This window comes from Sutcliffiella cohnii (assembly GCF_002250055.1).
GTDB lineage: Bacteria > Bacillota > Bacilli > Bacillales > Bacillaceae_I > Sutcliffiella > Sutcliffiella cohnii.
On record NZ_CP018866.1, the window covers coordinates 2,632,845 to 2,652,276 of the forward strand.

A 19,432-nucleotide genomic window follows, 5' to 3' on the forward strand; every position below is an offset into this window, starting at 1 on the left:
TGTTCTACCGAGAGTTTTATTCAAAGAAAAGCCCGAAAAACTTTTTCACCTTTGAACCTGTTTTTTGCTCTTCTTTTTGTTTTACAGTTTTTGTGACGGTAGTACTTTGTTTTTGTGCTCTGTTTTCAGTAAATTCATTTTGTGTAGTTGCTTCGACATTTCTTCCTTGTAACTTCGCATTCTTGTATGCAAACTGAATAAGACCAACAGCTGTCGTATATTGTGGTTCTCTAACACCTATATAATCTGGTATTGCTTTGCGTACATTATTTTTTAAAATTGCTTGTGACAATTCAAGAACACCTGGCATCGCTACAACACCACCAGTTAATACATAACCGCCTGGAATGTCTTGCACACCTAGTCTTTTCACTTCTTGATGAACAAGTTCTAAAATTTCTTCCATTCTCGCTTCGATAATATCGGAAATTTCCAATTGGTTAAATTGCTGATGTTGATCACTACCTATAATTGGGACACTAAACACTTCTTCTTCAGATGCATAATCATAAAAAGCATGTCCATGTTTTACTTTGATTTTTTCAGCATCTTCCGTAGAAGTTCGTAATCCAATCGAGATGTCTTTCGTAATATGTTGACCACCGACTGGAATCACACTAGTTGTCACTAGCTGACCTTCTTCATAAATAGCTACAGTTGTTGAACCTCCGCCAATATCAACAAGTGCTACACCTAGATTTTTCTCATCTTTAGACAATGCTATGGAGCCTAATGCCAAAGGTTGCAAGCAAATGTCAGTGATCTCCAATCCAGCTCTTTCTACACAGCGGAGTACATTATGTAATATAGTTTTAGAGCCAGTAATTAAAGTACCTTCCATCTCAAGACGTACACCAAGCATTCCACGTGGGTCGTTAATTCCATCTAACCCATCCACGATGAACTGTTTAGGAATACAATCTATTATTTCTCTTTCCGGTGGGATAGAGAAAACTTGCGCGGCATCTATTACTCTTGTAATATCTTCATTTGTTATTTCCTTATTATCACTAGATACTGCCACAACACCATGACAGTTTTGTAAGTGTACATGGTTGCCAGATACTCCAACAATCACTCGATTGATAGACATACCAACCATACGTTCTGCCTGTTCTACTGCCTTTTTAATGGAATGAACTGTTTCATCTATATCGACAATCGATCCTTTTCTAATACCGGTAGAGTTTACATTACCGACTCCAATAATGTTTAAAGTATCATTTAACATTTCAGCTATGATTACTTTAACACTGGATGTACCGATGTCTAAACTTACATAAATCGCATTGCTGTTCATTCTCTGGCACCTCCTTTAAAAACTATAAAACGAAATTAGAACAACAATATTACTTTACAAATTTAATATACTAGAAAGTATTCAACATACGTTCTCTATTCCCTTTTTATAATACTATTTTTTTTCAGTTTTTTCTTTAAAAAATGTCCATTTTGATAATAAAATACGTCTAATAACCGCAATATTTTGGAATAACCTTACTCCAAAAGCGAAAACGGCTGCTAAATATAAGTCTACACCAAGATGAACACCAAGAAAAGCTAAACTTGCAGCTAGAATTATATTAAAGAAAAAACCTGAAACAAACACTTTATCATCATAATTATTTTGTAAATATGCACGAATACCACCAAAAAGAGTATCAAGTGCAGCTAATACTGCAATTGATAAATAATTCGAATATTCATCGGGCACTTTAATTTCTGATGATAAACCTAGAAAAATTCCAATTAATAAGCCAATTAACGGGAGCCACATGCTTAACCTTCCTCCGTATGTCCTTTTACTGATTCCATATACTTAATACGAATTGGCTCTTCGTAAGCTGGAACGGTCAAATAATTAATAGGTGTAGAAATATCTAATAAGAAGTTCTCGATTGCAAATTCATCCATTGCTCTCGATACTTGTAGTCTGTTATACAGTTTACTAGGGTCATCTGTTAGTATAATAATTTCAAACGGAGTAGCCGGCACCCACACATTATTAATTTTAGTGCGGCCATTAATCTCTCTAATAACTGTATTATGAACAATTCTTTGTTCTGCAATCGAAATTTCTTTAATATCATACGAGTTTAATTCATTAATAAAACGCCTTAACAACTCGGCCGAAATTGTGTTATATGATTGCCCATAAGAGTCTTCGGGAAAAAGTGTTTTTACAGTCAATCGGATACCTGGTCCACTTACTTCCGTTAATCCTGCTTCTTTTTTTAATTCATCCAAAGTAGAACGGAGGGCATACTCCTTACTTTGACTTAATTCCTCTTCATAAAGTTTAATTGTTTCTTCATATTTTCGAATTTCTTGTATAATTTGAGCTTGAGCCTCCTGTTCTTTTTTCAAGTCACTTCGAAGCTCCCACGTATCACGTGTATCCCGTACGACCGGTTCTTTTATAGACTGAAATTGTATCGCTAACATTAAACCTATTATTAAAGTAATGAGTGAAAAACTTAATTTTCCTTTGGACACATGTAACACCTTTTCCTTAATGGATAACAGGTTCCATTAATATTTCTTCTTTTTGGGTAATTTTAACAGTGATATTATCAAAAACGAGCTGATCTTTCACTCCACCTACTATATTTAAGGATGGTATCAGTACTTCAGGTTCACCAATTGCCGTAATAACAAATGGGGCAGGATATTGATTTCCATCAACTGTAATAACCGGACCGTTACATACAATATACGAATTTTTTGTAATTCTCTGTCCGTTAATAGCAACTGCATCTGATCCTGAGATTAATAATTCATTAACAACTCTAAAAACATGGCTCTCATGTACAATATAATTATTCACATTTTCTTCACTAGGAACATAAGAAGCATCCGCTAAAGTTACTTCCACTCCTGTCCCTTTTACTTTAACGTTTCCGTTATACATACGTAATTTTTCAACATCTTCAACTAGGTTAAAAAATAATTGCTCTTCTTTTGCGATTTCTTCCTCGATTTGCCTAACGATTTCTTGTTTCTCAAATAATTCATTTTGGAGCTCTCTATTTCGTTCTTCCGTATTAATAATCATTGTACGAATATTATGATCACGTTCCCATTGTCTATCAGATATTCGATCTTCTTCCTTTTGGGTTAGCTGATACGAAAAGGAAATCATAAACCCTAATACTAAACATACAAATGATAAAACAACGTGTTTACCATTAACCTTCATCCTCTACTTCATCTCCATCTAATTCTACATCATAGGGTTTGAAAAATACTCCAACCTCTATATTAATGACACCTTTTTGCTCAGGGTCTAATTGAGCGATAATGGAAGGATAGGAAGCCATTTTACTCGAAAAATTACGAATAGTTCCGCTTACTTCAAAACCATCATTCATAAACAGAGTAATATGATTAGGATCTGTTTCATTAGGTGTAAAATGAGCCTCTGAAATTGCATAAATTACAGACTCTGGTAACTTCATTAACTCATTAATAAACTCATCCACCTTTACTTTGTTATTCCAACCAATCATTAATGCAGCATCATGGGGTAAGATGTCAATGGTGGATGATGATAATATATCTCCATTTTCAATTACAGGAGTATACGTTCCATTATTTAGTATATAAGCAATTCGTTTATATTCTTCAATGTCAATATGTATATTGTTTGGTAGTTCTTTATTTACAGTTGCAGACTTAATTTCTTGTAACTCTTCAATTCGGCTTTCTACATCAGCTTTTTTAACTTGAAAAAAGCTCGATGTACCTTCCTTTATTTCACTAACCTTTATGATAGTTTCTAACTCAACATATTGATGTCCTTGTACAGAAATAGAAGAAACTTTACTTAAAGATGATTGAGAATAGATAATGAAAGATAAAAGAATAAAAAATAGGGAGAGAGATAAAACAAGGCGGCGATTCGCTTTTTGTTTACGCATTTCTCTTATTTTTGGAATTCGATCTTCTAATGTAACTACTTTATTTTTTTCCATCAGAGCAAGTTTTCACCTCAACACCTATCAATTAGAAAAGCCTTTTTTCCTCACTCAAATATAATAATATTGGGAATTCACTAGTTTATATAATTGAAATCCCCTTTAAATTAGAGCAGCATAATAATTAAACTAACAAAATGCCGTTCTACGTAATTTTAAAAATATTATATCATAAAAGAAAAGGAATAAGGGGGAAATTATCCTAATTCCTTCCTATAATTTCAACTTCTGTTTTCATTTCAATTCCACGCTTTTCTAATATCGTCTTTTTCACATGTTGAATGATATCTAACACATCTTGCGCTTTCGCATTATTTTTATTAATAATAAAATTAGCATGCTGTTCTGATATTTGCGCTCCTCCAACTACATATCCTTTTAATCCTGCTTCCTCAATGAGTTGGCCTGCATAATTAGGTAGAGGATTTCGAAATACACTTCCGCAGCTTGGGTATGAAAACGGCTGTGTTTCTCTTCGATAATTTTTATTTTTTTGTAGCTGATCGACCACCATTTTACGATCTTTTTGCTCTAATTGAAAAACTGCTTCTAAACAAATTCCAGGTCGTATTGTTTGTAATACAGATGTTCTATAAGAAAAATGTAATTGTCCATTGTTTACCCATTCCATCGTTCCATCTTCGAAAAGAATATGTGCACGAACTAATACTTTCGAAATATCAGAACCGTGTGCTCCTGCATTCATAAACACAGCCCCACCGACTGATCCTGGGATACCCCCAGCAAATTCCAGCCCTGACAAACCTTGTTTACTTACAACAGTTACTAATTTAACAAGTGGATAGCCCCCACCAACTGTTACAATTCCATCTTTTATTTCTAAATGATCCATTCCAGCACCAAGCTTTATTACAACACCTTCTATTCCTTTGTCCGAAACTAGTAAGTTAGAACCTCTCCCTACTGCCCTCCATTTAGAACCGTGCTTTTTTATAATTTTCATTGTTTCTTCTAATTTTGTAATATTTGCTGGCTCAACTAATATATCAGCTGGTCCACCAATTTTCATCGTAGTATGATTTGCTAAAGGTTCTTTTTCACGGACTTTTCCAACTTCTGCTTTTTGCAAATCTAATAATAGCTGTGATAACACCATTTCATTTCCTCCTAACGTGAAAGCCTTAAAAAATCTATACTAACTTTATACAAATAAAATATTTTTGTTTTTAATACATTATTATATGCCACACACGTATAAACGGTACAGATGCCTATTATTATGTATTTCATTTTCCTTCTCGAAAGAAAGGCACTATTACAATCGTTTCTTAAAAAGTGTAATTTCAAACATATTGGATTTGTTTACTGATAACTGTTTAAAAAGCGTAAATATCATAGTACATTAATAATATATATACACTTGGACTTTTCGCAATGAGTTTTGCAACATTGTAATGCAAATTTCATCTTTTTGATATATTAATATAATAATACTCGTCTTTTGTTTCCTACACAAAAACACCCCGAAAAATTTCAGGGTGTTTTTAAAAGTTATTTTAGTACCTTGCGTACCTACTAATGTTTAATAAAACACCGACCGCTAACAGCATTAACGTTAATGATGAACCACCGTAACTTAAAAACGGTAATGTAATTCCTGTTACTGGCATTAAGCCTGTTACAACCCCAATGTTAATGAAAACTTGGATTGCTATCATTGATATAATTCCTACTGCTAAAAAGCTACCATATAAGTCTGGCGCACCTAATGCTATTCTTATTCCTCGCCATAACAAAATTGCAAATAGGATAACAACGAAGGAACCTCCAATAAAGCCTAATTCTTCCGCCAGTATAGCAAAAATAAAATCCGTTTGTGGTTCCGGTAAATAGAAATATTTTTGCCTACTCTGTCCAAGTCCTAATCCGAAAAGTCCACCTGGTCCAATTGCATAAAGCGATTGAATGATTTGAAAGCCTGTACCTAAAGGATCTTGCCAGGGGTCTAAAAACGATGTAATACGGTCCATCCTATAAGGTGCGGATAGTATTAAGCCGACAAAGCCCGCTAAACCTAGTAAACCTAGTCCTACAAAGTGACTTATTTTTGCACCAGCTACAAAAATCATGACAACACATGTACCGACCATAACTGTCCCAGTTCCTAAATCTGGCTGTAGCATGATCATACCAAATGCTAAAAATACTAAAGATAAACTTGGTACTAGCCCTTTTTTAAATGAAGTAATTGTTTTCTGGTTTTCGCTTAAGTATTTTGATAAGAAGAAAATCATTGCAATTTTCATAAATTCAGAAGGTTGAATGGAAAAGGCACCAACACCGATCCAACTTCGTGACCCGTTTCGAACCATACCTACTCCGGGGATTAGTACGAGTACAAGTAATATAAAACATACTATTAGTATCACTTTGGCCCATGTTCGCCACGTCCAATAGTCTATGTTCATAATGAAAAACATAGCAACTACACCTAATCCAGCAAACAACAACTGTCGTTTAGCGAAAAACAATGTGTCGTCAAATTTATAATCAGCCCATACCGCACTGGCACTATAAACCATAATAAGTCCAATTGCTAATAATAAGAATGTCGTTATTATTAAAATGAAATCCGGAGTAGATCGCTTTGTAGACACTACCAAACACCTCTATGCTAAAAATTAGAGTTAAGCCTATTAAAAGCTATGCCCGTAAGTTAATCTCCGCAAACTAAGGAAAAATCCCCCTATTACGAGATACTAGTGGTCAATAGCTTTTAATGTAGTGGCCAAGCCCTTATTTAAGCATATGCACGGCGTTGATAAAAATGTCTCCTCGTTCTTCAAATGTTTTATATTGATCCCAACTAGCACAAGCTGGTGATAGAAGAATTACGTCGCCTTTTGTCGATTTCCCCATAGCAGTTTGTACTGCTTTTTCAACATTTGCTACTCTTTCAATGTTCGGAATCCCAGCTTCCATACCAGCTTTTTCTAGCTTTTCAGCTGTTTGGCCAAAAGTGATTAATGTTTTAACATTTTTTAAATAAGGGATTAGCTCGTCAAACTCATTCCCTCTATCAAGACCACCTGCTAGTAATATAACAGGCTCTTCAAAAGCAGATAAGGCTTTTTGAGTTGCTAAAATGTTCGTCGCCTTCGAATCATTATAAAATCTTCTTTCTTGAACAGTACTTACATATTGTAAACGATGCTTAACTCCTGTGAATGTTGCAAGCACTTTTCGTATCGCTTCATTTTTAACACTATATAATTTACACACTGCAATGGCAGCTAAGATGTTTTCTATATTATGCTTTCCAGGTAAAACGATATCTTTTATTGGAATGATTTCCTCGTCTTGAAAGTATAGAGAATCATTTAGTAAATAGGCACCATTTTCGCAAATATCTTTTGTAGAGAAAGGGATTAGTGTAGCGTTACTACTTTTTATCATTTCCTTACAATACATGTCATCATAGTTATAAACAACATAATCATCGGCTGTTTGGTTTTCACTAATCTTACCTTTTGCTTGTGCATATTCTAACATCGTCCCGTGGAAATCAAGATGTGCCTCAAATAAATTTAATAGCACGGATATTTTCGGTTGAAATTTTGAAATTCCCATCAATTGAAACGAGGATAACTCGGTAACAATAATATTCTCTTGTTTAGCTTGTTGAGCAACTTCTACTGCTACTGTTCCGATATTCCCAGCAATTAAAGGATTCTTATTATCTTGTTGCAACATTTCAAATATAAGTGTAGTCGTAGTTGTTTTACCGTTTGAACCTGTTATACCAATAAACGGAGCTTCACTAACTTCATAAGCAAGCTCTACCTCCGTTAATATCGGAATATTTAATTCTGTAGCACGAATTAAGATTGGGTTCGAATAAGGTATTCCTGGATTTTTAAACACGACTTCTATCTTCTCGTCAAAAATGGAGAGTGGATGTCCGCCACAAACTACTTCTATTCCATGTTCTTGTAACATTTTAGCTTGTGGATTTTCCTCTAATGGCTTTAAATCATTCACAATTACTTTTGCACCTAGCTTATGTAAAAGCATTGCCGTTGCGGTACCGCTCTTTGCTAAACCTAATACTAGTATGTTTTTGTTTTGATAACCGCTAATCATTTTCAAATTATATCCACACCTCTAAATAAATTCCTAGGATAGCAAATATAAATCCAATTGTCCAGAACGTGACGACTACTCGCCATTCTGACCAACCTACTAGTTCATAGTGGTGGTGAAGTGGACTCATTTTAAATACCCTTTTCCCAGTTGTTTTAAATGAAATTACTTGAATAATAACAGAAAGTGTTTCAATTACAAAAACACCACCTATAATTATTAAAAGTATTTCTAATTTTAAAAGTATCGCTACAGTTGCTATCGCACCACCAAGCGCTAAAGATCCTGTATCGCCCATAAATACTTTTGCAGGATGAGCATTAAATACTAAAAATCCAAGTAGAGCTCCTACCACTGCAACCGAGAATATAGAAACTTCGTACATGCTTACATTCCAAGCTAAAACTGCAAACGCACCGAAAGCAATTGCACCTGTACCAGAAACTAAACCGTCTAAACCGTCTGTTAAGTTAACCGCATTAGAAAAGCCAACTAACCAAAAGATTAAAAATAGCACATAAAAATATCCTAATTCAATTTCCCAATCTGTCCCAGGGAAACCAACTGCCGTTGAGAAATCAGATTGCTGAAATACTATAAAGAATATAATCGATATAATTATTTGACCAGCTAATTTTTGTTTAGAAGTTAAACCTAAGTTTCTTTTTAAAACAACTTTAATGAAGTCATCTAAAAATCCTAACAATCCAAAACCTACTGTTACGAACAGTAGTAAATAAACTTCGACAGATGGCTCCGTATATTTTCCTGTCATTACTAGTGTTGTAACAATGACAGAAAGTAGAATCATTATCCCTCCCATAGTCGGGGTACCCGTTTTCTTTTGGTGGGACTGTGGTCCTTCCTCTCTAATACTTTGACCAAATTTTAATCTCCTTAGGAAGGGAATAAAAAGCGGTGATAATAAAACAGTAACTAAAAAAGACATAACGATGGTAAATAATAATACTTGTTGTAACATCGTTATTCCCTCCTCTCTCATTTACGTCAAAATTTTGATATGCGACTTGTCTAATTATGTATTGAAATATTCCATTTAAAACTTCGCATAATAAAGCTACTTCAATCAGGAGGGGGGATTATCCCCCACTAATTGCAGTAAAACAATTGAAGTAAAGATGCAACACAACAATTGTTTGATTCATCAATTAATTAAAATCATTTTTTAAAAGTGTATGCATAGTTTCATTAGTTAATATATAAATATACTAAGACTTCGACTCAACAGTACACTTCTTTAGAATGGTATTAGCTTTTTCTTAAAATAGACGTAACAAAAATAAATTTTAACGTTTTTTTGATAACATGCAACACTTTTTTAATAACAACCATTTTATTCTATCATATTTTTAATCATTAAAATTAATTTTGTTTACGTAATTTAGCTTTAATAGCAGCTTTTGCAACTTTACGATCATCAAAGCTAATTATTTCTTTTCCAATCACTTGATACGTCTCATGCCCTTTACCAGCAATAATAATACAATCTCCCTTCTGCGCACTTTTCATTGCGTGAAAGATTGCCTTTTCCCTATCAACTATTACTTCATATTTATTGTTACTTACCTCTGATTCCATATCTGCTATGATTTGCTCCACCTTTTCTGTTCTAGGGTTATCTGAGGTGAAAATAGTCCAATCTGCACGCTCTACAGCTATTCGACCCATAAGCGGTCTTTTTGTCCGGTCACGGTCACCCCCACAACCCACAATGCAAATGAGTCGATTCGTTGTTATTTGTTTAGCAGCTTTTAAAATATTTTCTAAACTGTCAGGTGTATGGGCATAATCAACGATAACTGTAAACGGTTGACCCTCGTTTACTAGCTCAAATCTACCTGGAACACCTTTAATTGTCCCAATAGCTTTAAGTATCGTCTCCATTGGAATTTTTGAAACGTAACAGGAAGTTATCGCCGCTAAAATATTATAGACGTTAAATTTTCCAACAAGTTTCAATTTTACTGGGGATATTTTCCCTTCATAATGAAGGTCAAAATACGTACCCTCTGCTGTATAACGAATGTTTTTCGCCATAAAATCACTATTTTTTTCAATTCCATACGTCAAAATTTGAGCTGATGATACTTTTTTGTAATATTCTGATGCAGTATCATCTTCGTTTAAGATGGCTACTTTAGGCTTCTCTATATTATATGTGTTACCTAGACTTGAAAATAACAAACCTTTTGCATTACGGTATTCTTCCATTGAATGATGATAGTCTAAATGGTCATGTGATAAGTTTGTAAAAATAGCTATATCAATATCACATCCTCTTACTCTTCCTAGATCAAGTGCGTGAGAAGAAACTTCCATCACAACCATTTCCACACCTTTATTTTTCATTTTATGAAGAGATTGTTGTAACAATAGTTGGTCTGGAGTTGTATTTTTTACCGGGTACGTTTCATCATCAATTTTAATATGAATAGTCCCTATCATTCCAGTTTTTTTAGAATGATAACGGAAGATATGATCAATATAATGGGAGGTTGTAGTTTTACCATTCGTTCCAGTCACACTTATTACATGTAAAGAATGAGAAGGTTGGCCATAGAAAACATCTGCCATAATCGCTAACGCACGATTCGTATCACGGACTATGACTACAGGAACTTCTGCCTTTATGGGCTTTTCAGCAATAATAGCAACTGCTCCGTTAGCTACAGCTTGCTGTACGTAATCATGACCGTCTACTGTAAACCCCTTTATACAAAAGAACAGACTACCACTCTTTACGGTTCGAGAATCATTGTCTAACTGTGTAATAAAAGGGTTATTTTCCGAAGAAATACTATAATGATGTATATGTTGAACGAGTTCATTTAAGTTCATGAAAGCACCATCCTCCTTATGATAGAATTGCAAGCAAAAAGGCAAGCAATCAGCTACTTACATACATTTGCTGTTGTATACTATTCAAAAGGGGATGGTTATGAGCCTATTTATTTCTTATTGTTTTTCGATTCATTAAAACACTTTCCGTTTATTAATAAGTAAACATTTACTTAAAGGAAAAAAGCCACCCTCACCTAGAGTAACTGGTAAAAGTGACTAGTTAAGGTATGAAATTATGAATCGCCAGCCATATATACTCTTATAACTGAACCTTCTTTTACTTTTGTCCCCGGCTCTGGTGACTGCTGAACAACAGTAGTTCCTTCACCGCTTACATCTAACTGTAAATTGTAATATTCATGATGAATATCTTTTCGTGTCATTCCTTTTAAGTTCGGTACTTCTACTAATGGGGTATCTGGCCATGCAACTTCTTTCTCTATTTGGCCCTTTCGCTTCTCTACTCCCATTGCTCTTAAACTGTCCTCCATTATTTCACCTACTAACGGCGCTGCAACTACCCCTCCAAATTGGACTGTTCCTTTAGGGTTATCTACACCGAGATAGACAACGATTTGCGGGTCATCTGCTGGAGCGAAACCAATGAAGGAAACGATATGGTTATTTTCTAAATAGCGGCCTCCTTGGGCTTTTTGTGCCGTACCAGTTTTTCCGCCAACTCTATAGCCTTCCACAAAGGCATTTTTACCAGTACCTTGGGCCACGACACTTTCTAAAGCGTAACGTACTTGTTTTGACGTTTCTTCTGAAATAACTCTACGCTTTTCAACAGGAGTTTGTCTTGAAACAACCTCTCCAGTAACAGGGTCAATAAATTCTTTTGCAATATATGGCTGATATAAAATACCACCGTTAATTGCCGCTGACACTGCTGCAACTTGCTGTATTGGAGTAACAGATACACCTTGCCCGAATGCTGTTGTAGCAAGCTCAACCGGCCCTACATTTTCAGGTTTAAACAAAATACCTTTTCCTTCTCCAGCAAGGTCAATTCCAGTTTTTTCACCAAAACCAAAGTTTTTTATATATTTAAATAATGTATCTGTTCCTAAACGTTGTCCTAATTCAACAAAACCTGGGTTACAAGAATTTTGTACAACTTCTAGAAATGTTTGATGGCCATGTCCACCTTTTTTCCAACAACGAAGTCGCGCTCCCCCGACCTCTGCTGCGCCATCATCATAAAACTTGTCGTTCATTAAGTTTACTTTTTCTTCCTCTAACGCAGCCGCAAGCGTTATTATTTTAAAAGTTGAACCTGGCTCATACGTACTCCAAACAGGTAAATTTCGATTATATATTTCTGGAGCTACATTTTGGAAGTCAGCTGGATCAAAATCAGGCCTACTTGACATTGCTAATATTTCTCCTGTTTTCGGATCCATTGCAATGGCGATAATACCATCTGGATTGTATAGTTCATTTGCATTATCTAGAACCCTCTCAACGATTGTTTGTACTTCCCAATCAATGGTTAATTTAAGATCCATTCCATCTATAGGAGATACATAATCATCGGGTATATCTGGCATTCTTCGTCCTTTTGCATCTGAATAAAACTGGACGTACCCTTTTTCACCCTTTAATTGTTCATCATATTGCAGTTCAAGCCCCATTAATCCTTGATTATCTATACCAGCAAAGCCTAATACGTGTGATAAATAGCTACCAAACGGATAATGCCTTTTGGAATCTTCTGCAATATATACACCTTTCAAATCTAACAATCTAATTTCCTTTGCCTTTTCATGTGTAATTTTTCGTCCCTCTTTTAACCTCACCATCGATGTGACTTGAGTTATTTGTTTATACACATCTTCTTTAGAAGTATTTAAAGTTGCTGCGAGCTTTTCTGAAACTTCATTGGGGTCAACAATTTGCCTAGGAACAACTAACACTGTTGGCGCACTCATGTTAGTAGCAAGCGGTACTCCATTTCTATCTAATATTTCCCCACGCTCTGGCTCAAAAGGGATATTTCGACTCCAGGAATCTTTTGCTCGGTCTGTTAACATATTACCTAAAGCAAATTGAACATACCCTAATCGTAAATCAATAATACTAAACAACAAAACTCCTACTAATAATACAACCGTTAACCTACGTCTCACTGTAACGTGTGATACTCGCAAGTGTAGCCCCCCTTTATAGCTCGTTCCAATATATGCTTGTACTTTTATAAATAGAACTGAGCTGGGTAGGCTTGAAACACAAAAAGGCTAGCCATTATTTGTACGTGACAAAATGACTAGCTTTTTTATATCGAATTATCCGCCAATCTCCATTTCCTCTTCTTCAACGTCTGGTAGAGGTCGATTGGACTTAAATTCTACAACAAATTGCTCACGATCATCAACTAGTTGTCCTGGAGAAACACTTTGACGAAAAGCATAACCATTCCCGATTATATGTGGGTTAATTTCCAATAAATTTGTTAGTTTAATAACATCTCTTACGGACCAGCCCGTCATATCAGGAATTGGGGGGTCTTCCTCTGTTAGTAGCACTACTTTTTCTCCTACTAATACTTTCTGACCAGCAACTGGCATTTGATTGATTATTTTATTTCCGTTACCAACTACTACGATATTAGGACCTTTACGATTTTTAAGTTCTTCAGACAGGTCTGTCACGGTCTTCCCAATAAAGCTTTTAACTTCGACACCATCATTAGAAGCGCTCTCTGTCTCTTCAAAGTTCGGTTTAACACTTAAATATTGTAAACTTCTTTGCATAACCGGATTGAATACACCTTTTAACGCATTCGTTCCAGTCGTTTCATATTGACCAAGCTTAGGTTTTTCAATGGCAATGTAAACAATTAATTGCGGGTTATCCGCAGGAGCCATTCCTAATACAGAATAAATATATTCACCCCTACCTGATAAGTAGCCCGGTCCATTAGGGTTTGATATTTGAGCTGTACCAGTTTTCAATGCAACTCGATATCCATCTAAACTATAATGTCTACCTGTTCCGACATCAGAAGTAACGGTTGATTCTAATACTTCCAAAACTTTATTCGCTGTTTTTTCAGATACAGGTTCCCCTTTAATAATCGGTTCATTCTCTTTCAATATTTGACCTGTATTAGGGTCCACTATTTTATCTATTATATATGGTTGCATCATTTTTCCATTGTTCGCAATAGCTGTTGCAGCTTGTATTTGTTGTATTGGTGTAATCGCAGTACCTTGTCCGAACGCGGTCGTTATTTGTTCAATCCGGTAATGATAATTAAAAATAGAAGTGGCTTCGTCTGGTAAATCAATACCTGTTTTTTCGTTTAAACCGAATGCATGGTAATAGTTTAATAAATTTTCAGCACCCATTTTTTCCACAAGTAAAGCGATGGCCACATTAGATGATCGCTGCATTCCTTCATCAAAGGAAATTTCTCCCCATCCATTTCGGTTATGATCACGAATCGTATCAGGTCCTACTTTATATGAACCTGATTGAAAATAGTGATTACCATTATATACACCTGCTTCAATCGCTGCCGCTAACGTAAAAATTTTCATCGTAGATCCTGGTTCAAAACGACTAGATACAGCATCATTATTCCAATTTGTACTAAGGCCTACTCTTGTATTTAAATTAAACGTAGGGCGAGTAGACATTGCTAATATTTCTCCTGTTTTCGGATCAGCAACAATTCCTATCATCCGTTCAGGACTATACTGTTCAGCTACTTCGCTCATCGAATCTTCTAAGAACGTTTGAATGGTTCTATCGAGAGTTAAGTAGACGTCATTTCCATTTTTCGGGTCATCATATGAAACTTCAGGATTAGAAATAAAAGGTATCCCTGAAGTATCACGTCGATAAGTGTAGCGTCCATTCGTTTCTTTTAACTGTTCATCTAACATTGCTTCTAAACCTAGAACACCTGCTACTTTACCGTCATCATTGGCACGAGCAAAACCGATAACATGACTCGCAAAATTACCATTGTAGTAAAAGCGTTTAGATCCTTGAATCAGCCGAATTCCCGGCAACTCTAGGTCTTCAATTTCTTCTTTTATAGATATAGGTAAGTCACGTCCAGCTGAACCAAACTCTACTTGTTTAGCAGACCTCGTTAGCTGCTCTAAAAGAAAGCTTTCCTCTACATTTAATAGTGGAGCTAGTTGTTTAGCAGTATTTTGCGGGTCCACAACATGCCTCGGCTTTTCATCGTTAGTTGTTAACGCCTCATCAAGAACGGCAACAACTGTGTATGAAGGTGTATCCTCTGCAATCGGATTTTCATTCCGGTCATAAATTGTTCCTCTAGATGCATTTAAATCAATTGTTACATTATACTTACCATCCGCTAACGCATGTAAGTCTTCTCCTTTTACTTCACCAAATGCTTGGATGTAAAAGAACCTTCCGACAAAAAGAAAAAAGAGCGAAGCAAATAAAACAGATAACAATGCTGCGCCAAAGTGAATTCTTTTTTTGTGAATAAAGTTTTTCATATGTAATCAATCCCGTACATTTTTTACGCTTGACTCATTAATAGTTAATCCTAATTCTTTCGCTTTTTGTAAAATACGATCAGAAGTACTTAATTCTGCAACTTTTAATTGTAAGTCGCGGTTTGCTAATTGTTGTTCTTGTAATGAAGTTTCTATCACGCGAATTTCTTTATTAACATCGTAAATTGTAACATGATTAGATACTAAATGAATGGAGGAAAATGTAACCAATGCTAAAAATAGACCGATTAAAAGTTTTTCCCCTAACGTAATTCGTGCTTTTTTTCTAATTACGACATGTTGTTTACGGGTTGGTTGTTGTTGATGTTCATGATTACGTTGTATTTTATGGGCTAAATTACTCAACTTTTTTCCTCCTAATTATCCTTTATTTTTTCTGCAACTCTTAATTTGGCAGATCGTGCTCGGTTATTTCCTTCTAATTCTTCTTCAGACGGTATTATTGGTTTACGGTTAACTAGTTTTAAAATTGGTTGAAACTCCTCAGGAATAATTGGCAATCCTGGTGGTAAAGGTGGAATTTCACTTTTTTCTTTAAACGCCACTTTACAAATTCGATCTTCTAATGAATGGAACGTAATAACGGAAATTCTCCCACCAACTTTTGTTACATCAATAGCTTGTTTAATTGCATCTTCAAAAACACCAAGTTCATCATTGACAGCAATTCTAATAGCTTGGAACACTCTTTTGGCAGGATGACCACCTGTTCTTCTTGCAGGAGCTGGTATTCCTTCTTTAATAATGTCTACCAACTGGAGTGTCGTTTCTATTGGGGCACTTTTTCTATGCTCCTCAATTTTCCTTGCAATTTGTTTAGAAAACTTTTCTTCGCCATATTGAAAGAAAATTCTTACTAATTTCTCATACGGCCATTCATTTACGACGTGATAAGCCGTTAGTGAACTAGATTGGTCCATTCTCATATCTAACGATGCTTCGTGGTGGTAACTAAACCCTCGTTCTGGTGTGTCCAGTTGCGGTGAAGAAACACCTAAATCAAATAGAACACCATCTACTCTAGTAATTCCTATTTCATTTAGTTTTTCTTTTAAGTATTTAAAGTTACTTTTAATAAATGTAACCCGATCTAAGTATGGTTCAAGTACTTTCTTTGCATTATTAATTGCAATATCATCTTGATCAAATGCGATCAGTCTACCTGATCCGGAAAGTCTTTTTGCAATTTCGGAACTGTGGCCTGCGCCACCTAACGTACAGTCTACATATATTCCGTCCTCTTTTATATTTAATCCGTCTACTGCTTCATTAAGTAAAACTGTTATGTGGTGAAACATTTGTATTCACTGCCTTTCTAGCTAACAACATATTTTTTAGTTTCTCTTCCATCTATTTAGTATTGGTAGAGAGGAAGTTTATAAATCAAAATCGGCAAGATTTTCAGCAATTTCAGCAAACGAGTCTTCCGATTCCTCCACATAGCCTTCCCATTTATCTTTACTCCAAATCTCAATTCGATTCGAAACACCTATTACAACACATTCTTTCTCTAACCCAGCGTATTGTAATAGCGGTGAAGATATATTTACTCTTCCTTGTTTATCGAGTTCACATTCTGATGCACCTGAAAAGAAAAATCGTGTGAAAGCACGGGCATCTTTTTTAGTAAGTGGGAGTTCTTTGAGTTTTTCTTCTACATTTGTCCACTCGGACATGGGGTAACCGAATAGACAGTGGTCAAGACCTCTCGTCAAAACGAAAGCTTCTCCTAAATTTTCACGAAATTTAGCAGGAATAATCATTCTTCCTTTTGCATCGATTGTATGATGATATTCCCCCATAAACATCGGTCTTCCCCACTTTCATTCTACTTTGTACCACAATCCCCCACTTTTCACCACTTGCCTTTATTGTACTATTCTATAATTGAAAAAGAAATCCTTTTAACTTAAATTTTTTTCGTTTTTCATCTTTTTACAACATTTTTTGACATCGGCTCGAATTCACTGAAATGTTGGCTTTTTTTGTTATCGTTTATACAAAAATACGCAAGATTCTACGAACTGTTTGTTATTCGAGCAAATGCACGTTGGTTTTTGTCAAAAAGAAATAGGCTTGTTTTCTAAAGTTAGTCCGTTTCACTCACGGTTCTAAATCTATAAAAGGAAGCCTTATAACTATTCAGAACTAAAATCCCTATTTTCATTCACCATAGTGCAATTCCTTCACTTACAAAGATGGCTACCTGGATAATAGGCAAAAAAAAAAGAATGTCCCAAAGAGGACATTCTTTTTATAGGAGTACTACCTTATGTTTTCCGTCATGCTTGAACGGTTTTTCGCAAATTCTATTTGGTAAATCTTTGCCGTACTTATTCATATAGTAATACACATTCATTATTCTTTCTTGTGGTGCGTTATTCGGTTTTAGCGCTAATTGGACTCTTTCGTATTTATTCATCAAATGTTGATGTTTTTCATATGCAGATCTTTCCATTAACGTTTTCATGTAATTAAATTCTTGATCTACCCTTAACCAATTTTTTTCGAAAACAGGTTGTAGATGTGGTACGATTTCTTCGCCAAGTTGTCGATATTTATGATGCATCTCTCTATATTCATTACTTAAAGAAAGAAGTGTTTCTTCCATCTTATTTAGTTCATTTTCATACAACCACAACTTTCTCTTTTCTTCAACACCTATATCTAGAGCCTCGTCTAGTGAAACATTCAACTCTTCTAATAAGGAGAATATTTCTCTCTCTAATAAAGTAAATGTTAATCTAGGAACGACAGGTGGCATTTCTATATTTATAGAGGAAAAAGCACCTTTTAACTCTGCCCAATAGGCTATTTCACCTGGCCCTGCAATAAATGCTAGTGTAGGTAATAATAACTCTTGCATAATAGGTCTTGTTACGACGTTATTTGAAAAAGTTTGTGGTGACTGTTCCACCTTACTAAATAGTTCTTCTAAAGAAAAGGAATTACCTTGTTCTGTATACGCTTGTTCTTTTTCTTCATTCCAATGTAGTAATCTCCGCTCTCCATCTATATGGATAAACATATTCATTGCAGTTGAAGGTATATCCAACGTTTCTGAATAGTTTAAGCTACTTAATTCTTTTTGTGTTTGAAGGACAGCATTCGTAATTTCTCTATTTTTTTTCATTAATAACGTAAAATAGGAACTTTCCATTTCCCTAACTTTTGAATCGGCTGCATTCATTAATACTAAACCTTGACTTTGAAACAGGTCAGAAACGATGAATGAGAAAAAGTCAACGTATGATTCGGATTGATTAATATAACTTTCTAATGATGCAACTAATTCTTTCGTATGCTCACTCTCTCCGAAACGATGAAACACATCTTGAACCCAAATGTTCATTGCTTGCTTATCGATTATTAAATCTGAAACCATCTTCTTACCAGCTAAAGGATCATGAAAAGACTTTTTCTTTAAACGATTAAGCTCTTGAACGAACACATGGTTAATCTCTAGAAAATCATGATCTTCTCCTGCTATCCAAAATAATGGGATTACAGGCTTATTTAATAACTGTTCTTGCTCTTTCGCTAAGCATATAATGCTTATTATTTTCGATATCGTGTATAGTGGACCTGTTAACAACCCTGCCTGTTGACCTCCTACTACTACAACCGATTTCTCATCTAAAAGCGTTTCAATGTTTTCGAACGTTTTTTCTCCTGCATTGAATTGAAGATTGTATGCCCTTAAATATTCAACAAGCTCTTCCCGCTTAAACTCACGTTTTATAATATTGTCGTACCTTTCCTGATAACAATGATCAGAAAAAGGATTATATGTAAAAAAAGCTTGTAACTCTTCTTTACCATTTAAATAATCAGAAGAAAATTTATTAATAGTAGGAAGAGAGATAGCTAAAACATCCATGAAACTACTTCCTTTCTATTTCCAGGAGACTATATATTTTAAGTTAGTTCACTTAACTTAATGCTTTAACAATAGAAAAAAGACTGAAGTTTGATTATTGA

Annotated in this window: 16 protein-coding genes; all 16 read right to left on the minus strand. The window is 35.0% G+C overall.

The window, feature by feature from the left end:
• Window positions 1–16 precede the first annotated feature (16 nt).
• Complete coding sequence (gene ftsA, locus BC6307_RS13055; protein WP_066417611.1) at window positions 17–1,300, minus strand: cell division protein FtsA; 1,284 nt, start codon at window positions 1,298–1,300, stop codon at window positions 17–19.
• Between the two features lie 114 nt (window positions 1,301–1,414).
• On the minus strand, window positions 1,415–1,777 hold the full coding sequence (locus BC6307_RS13060) for a small basic family protein (RefSeq protein ID WP_066417614.1): 363 nt from the start codon (window positions 1,775–1,777) through the stop codon (window positions 1,415–1,417).
• A 2-nt stretch (window positions 1,778–1,779) separates the two neighbouring features.
• A complete protein-coding gene (locus BC6307_RS13065) occupies window positions 1,780–2,496 on the minus strand; it encodes a DUF881 domain-containing protein (protein WP_066417617.1) in 717 nt (238 codons plus the stop codon).
• A 16-nt stretch (window positions 2,497–2,512) separates the two neighbouring features.
• Window positions 2,513–3,199, minus strand: a complete 687-nt coding sequence (locus BC6307_RS13070) for a DUF881 domain-containing protein (RefSeq protein ID WP_066417619.1) — start codon at window positions 3,197–3,199, stop codon at window positions 2,513–2,515.
• The gene (locus BC6307_RS13075) at window positions 3,189–3,974 is read right to left on the minus strand and encodes a cell division protein FtsQ/DivIB (RefSeq protein ID WP_066417622.1); all 786 of its coding nucleotides are present in this window, start codon (window positions 3,972–3,974) and stop codon (window positions 3,189–3,191) included. Before BC6307_RS13075 ends, BC6307_RS13070 begins: the two co-directional genes overlap by 11 nt.
• Before the next feature lie 205 nt (window positions 3,975–4,179).
• Window positions 4,180–5,094 (minus strand): UDP-N-acetylmuramate dehydrogenase, encoded by a 915-nt coding sequence (gene murB, locus BC6307_RS13080; protein ID WP_066417624.1) that lies wholly within the window; start codon window positions 5,092–5,094, stop codon window positions 4,180–4,182.
• A gap of 400 nt (window positions 5,095–5,494) precedes the next feature.
• On the minus strand, window positions 5,495–6,595 hold the full coding sequence (gene spoVE / locus BC6307_RS13085) for a stage V sporulation protein E (RefSeq protein ID WP_066417626.1): 1,101 nt from the start codon (window positions 6,593–6,595) through the stop codon (window positions 5,495–5,497).
• Window positions 6,596–6,734: 139 nt separating this feature from the next.
• Entirely contained in the window at window positions 6,735–8,087 is a 1,353-nt protein-coding gene (murD, locus tag BC6307_RS13090; RefSeq protein WP_066417628.1) for a UDP-N-acetylmuramoyl-L-alanine--D-glutamate ligase, read from the minus strand.
• A 1-nt stretch (window position 8,088) separates the two neighbouring features.
• The gene (gene mraY / locus BC6307_RS13095; protein ID WP_066417631.1) at window positions 8,089–9,063 is read right to left on the minus strand and encodes a phospho-N-acetylmuramoyl-pentapeptide-transferase; all 975 of its coding nucleotides are present in this window, start codon (window positions 9,061–9,063) and stop codon (window positions 8,089–8,091) included.
• A 401-nt stretch (window positions 9,064–9,464) separates the two neighbouring features.
• Window positions 9,465–10,940 carry a UDP-N-acetylmuramoyl-L-alanyl-D-glutamate--2,6-diaminopimelate ligase gene (locus BC6307_RS13100; RefSeq protein ID WP_066417633.1) on the minus strand — a complete coding sequence of 492 codons (1,476 nt, stop codon included), beginning with the start codon at window positions 10,938–10,940 and terminating at the stop codon, window positions 9,465–9,467.
• A 236-nt stretch (window positions 10,941–11,176) separates the two neighbouring features.
• Window positions 11,177–13,096, minus strand: coding sequence for a stage V sporulation protein D (locus BC6307_RS13105; RefSeq protein ID WP_066417635.1), 1,920 nt, complete (start codon window positions 13,094–13,096; stop codon window positions 11,177–11,179).
• A gap of 135 nt (window positions 13,097–13,231) precedes the next feature.
• Window positions 13,232–15,430, minus strand: a complete 2,199-nt coding sequence (locus tag BC6307_RS13110; protein WP_066417637.1) for a penicillin-binding protein — start codon at window positions 15,428–15,430, stop codon at window positions 13,232–13,234.
• Window positions 15,431–15,436: 6 nt separating this feature from the next.
• A complete protein-coding gene (gene ftsL / locus BC6307_RS13115; RefSeq protein WP_066417640.1) occupies window positions 15,437–15,796 on the minus strand; it encodes a cell division protein FtsL in 360 nt (119 codons plus the stop codon).
• Between the two features lie 11 nt (window positions 15,797–15,807).
• Window positions 15,808–16,749, minus strand: coding sequence for a 16S rRNA (cytosine(1402)-N(4))-methyltransferase RsmH (gene rsmH, locus BC6307_RS13120; RefSeq protein ID WP_066417642.1), 942 nt, complete (start codon window positions 16,747–16,749; stop codon window positions 15,808–15,810).
• A 78-nt stretch (window positions 16,750–16,827) separates the two neighbouring features.
• On the minus strand, window positions 16,828–17,259 hold the full coding sequence (gene mraZ / locus BC6307_RS13125) for a division/cell wall cluster transcriptional repressor MraZ (protein WP_066417645.1): 432 nt from the start codon (window positions 17,257–17,259) through the stop codon (window positions 16,828–16,830).
• Between the two features lie 446 nt (window positions 17,260–17,705).
• Entirely contained in the window at window positions 17,706–19,331 is a 1,626-nt protein-coding gene (gene bshC, locus BC6307_RS13130; RefSeq protein ID WP_066417648.1) for a bacillithiol biosynthesis cysteine-adding enzyme BshC, read from the minus strand.
• Between the last annotated feature and the right edge of the window lie 101 nt (window positions 19,332–19,432).